Here is a 2,548-nt window from a genome sequence, read left to right as displayed (position 1 = left end):
ATGCTCGCACTGGCCAGCCTGCCGCACCTGCTGCTCGGTGGCCTGGCGGCGCGCCGCGGGCTGCTGCCGGCTTCGGCCACGGTGCTGCTGGCCGCCTTCGCTCTCGCTTCCTGGGCCGCCAAGGGCGCGGCGGGCACCGGCCCGCTGGCCGATGCCGCCACGCTGTCCGCCTGGCTGGCCACCCTGTGTGCCACGCCGCTGCTCGCCAGCGCCGTGGTGGGCCGCACCGCCACGCAAGAAGCGCGCTGGCAGCTGGCGCTCGATGCCGCCGGCGTCGGCACGCTGCAATGGGACCTGCGCAGCGGCCGCCTCGGCTATTCGCGCCGCTGGCTGCGCATGCTCGGCTACGGCAGCCTCGAGTTCGGCCACCGCATCGACGAGCTGCTGGCCCGCACCCACCCGTCCGACAGCGTCCGCCTGCTGAATGCGCTGCAGCCGCGCGGCCGCAGCGTGCCGTCCGCCGGCGAGCCGGATGCCTTCGAATTCCGGCTGCAGACCAAGGATGGCCGCTGGCTGTGGCTCGAAGGCCATGCCCGGGCCGTCGAATGGCAGCCCGATGGCACGCCACGGCGCGTGATCGCCACCGCGATCGACATCACCGACCGCCATGCCACCGAAGAGCGGCAGAACGTGACGACCCGGCTGTTCGAGTACCTGCACGAGGGGCTGATCATCACCGACGCGGCCTGCCGGGTGCTGGACGTGAACCCTGCCTTCACGAAGATCACCGGCTTCTCGCGCGAGGAGATGCTCGGCGCGGTGCCCGCGCTGCTGCGCCCGGCCACCGACGGCGAGCCGGGCGCCGCGCAGCGCGCCAGCATGGCCGCCGCGCTCGAATCCACCGGCTCGTGGCGCGGCGAGATCATCGACCGGCGGCGCGACGGCGAGCTGTGCGCACTGCAGGTGACGATCTCCGCGATCCCCGGCCCCGATGCCGAACTGCGCCACCACGTGCTGGTGCTGTCGGACACCACGCAGGCCCGGTTGCACCGCGAGCAGCTGGAGCGCCAGGCCCACTTCGACGAGCTGACCCGGCTGCCCAACCGGGCCCGCCTCGCGCAGATGCTGCGCGACGCGATCCGCGCCAGCGAGCGCGACGGCTACCTGCTGGTGGTCTGCTACCTCGACCTCGACAACTTCAAGCCGGTCAACGACACGCACGGCCACGAGGCCGGCGACCGGCTGCTGGTCGAGCTGGCGCAGCGGCTGCGCAATGCACTCGGCCGCTGGGACCACTGGACCGACGAGGTCGCGCGCCTGGGCGGCGACGAGTTCGTGCTGCTGCTGCGCGCGGCAACCCTCGAAGACGCGCAGGCCACCGTCGAGCGCGTGCTGCGCCAGGTCTCGCTGCCGTACAACCTCGGCATGGGCATCGGGCCGGTGATCGTCACCGCCAGCCTGGGCGCCACCGTCTACCCGGTCGACCGCGCCGACGCCGAAACGCTGCTGCGCCACGCCGACCATGCGATGTACGGCGCCAAGCAGGCCGGCCGCAACGGCTCGCTGTTCTTCGACACCGAGCTGAACCGCCGCACCGAAGAGCGCTTCGAGGCGCTCAGCCGCGTGCAGACTGCGCTCGACGCGCAGGAGTTCTGCCTCTACTACCAGCCCAAGGTCGACCTGCGCAACGGCACGGTGATGGGCGTCGAGGCGCTGCTGCGCTGGAAGCACCCGCAGCACGGCGTGATCGCACCGGCGCATTTCCTGCCGCTGATCGAGCACACCGGGCTCAGCGCCAGCGTCGGCGACTGGGTGCTGCAGCAGGGCATCGAGCAGCTCGCGCAGTGGCAGCGCCAGGGGCTCGACCTCACGCTCAGCATCAACGTCTCGGCGCGCCACCTGCAGGAGCCGCTGTTCGCGCAGCGCCTGGCCGGACTGCTCTCACGCTACAACTCGCCGGTGGCGCAGCGCCTGGTGATCGAGGTGCTGGAGACCGCAGCACTCGCCGACGTCGACTACACCGTGCAGCTGATGCAGGAATGCCGCAAGCTCGGCGTGCGCTTCGCGCTCGACGATTTCGGCACCGGCTACTCCACCCTCACCTACCTGAAGCGGCTGCCGCTCGACCTGCTGAAGATCGACCGCTCGTTCGTGCAGAACATGCTGCTCGATCCGCAGGACCACGCGATCGTCGCCGGGGTGATCAGTCTGTCGCGCACCTTCGGGTGCACGGTGGTGGCCGAGGGCGTCGAATCGCGGGCCCAGGCGCAGCGCCTGATCGCGATCGGCTGCGACATGGCCCAGGGCAACGGCATCGCGGCGGCCATGCCGTCGAGCGAGGTGGTCGCCTGGGTGCGGCAGTACCGCGGGGCGATCGCGCCCGAGCGGACGGTCGCCGCCTGACGCGCACCCCGAGCGGCAGCCTCAGTCGAGGTTGAAGCCCAGCTCGACGACACCTTCCTGCGTCTCGCGCAGCGGCTGGAACTTCCATTGCGCGACCGCCGCCAGCGCGGCCCGGTTCAGGCGCACGTTCGACGACGACACGACGGCCGGCGCCGATACCGTGCCGTTGGGCAGCACCTCGAAGCGCACCCGCACGGTGCCCTTT

Annotated in this window: 2 protein-coding genes; one reads left to right on the top strand and one right to left on the bottom strand. The window is 71.7% G+C overall.

Annotated elements, in window-relative coordinates; genetic code table 11:
- The coding region (locus AC1D1T_RS31670; protein WP_477993329.1) for a putative bifunctional diguanylate cyclase/phosphodiesterase at positions 1-2,343 on the top strand (2,343 nt) is incomplete at its 5' end.
- Between the two features lie 21 nt (positions 2,344-2,364).
- On the opposite strand, the gene AC1D1T_RS31665 is transcribed toward AC1D1T_RS31670, so the two are convergent.
- The coding region (locus tag AC1D1T_RS31665) for a TonB family protein (protein ID WP_477993328.1) at positions 2,365-2,548 on the bottom strand (184 nt) is incomplete at its 5' end.

The organism is Rhizobacter sp. P2_H3, from assembly GCF_056403355.1.
This window is presented reverse-complemented; position numbering and strand designations above follow the sequence as displayed.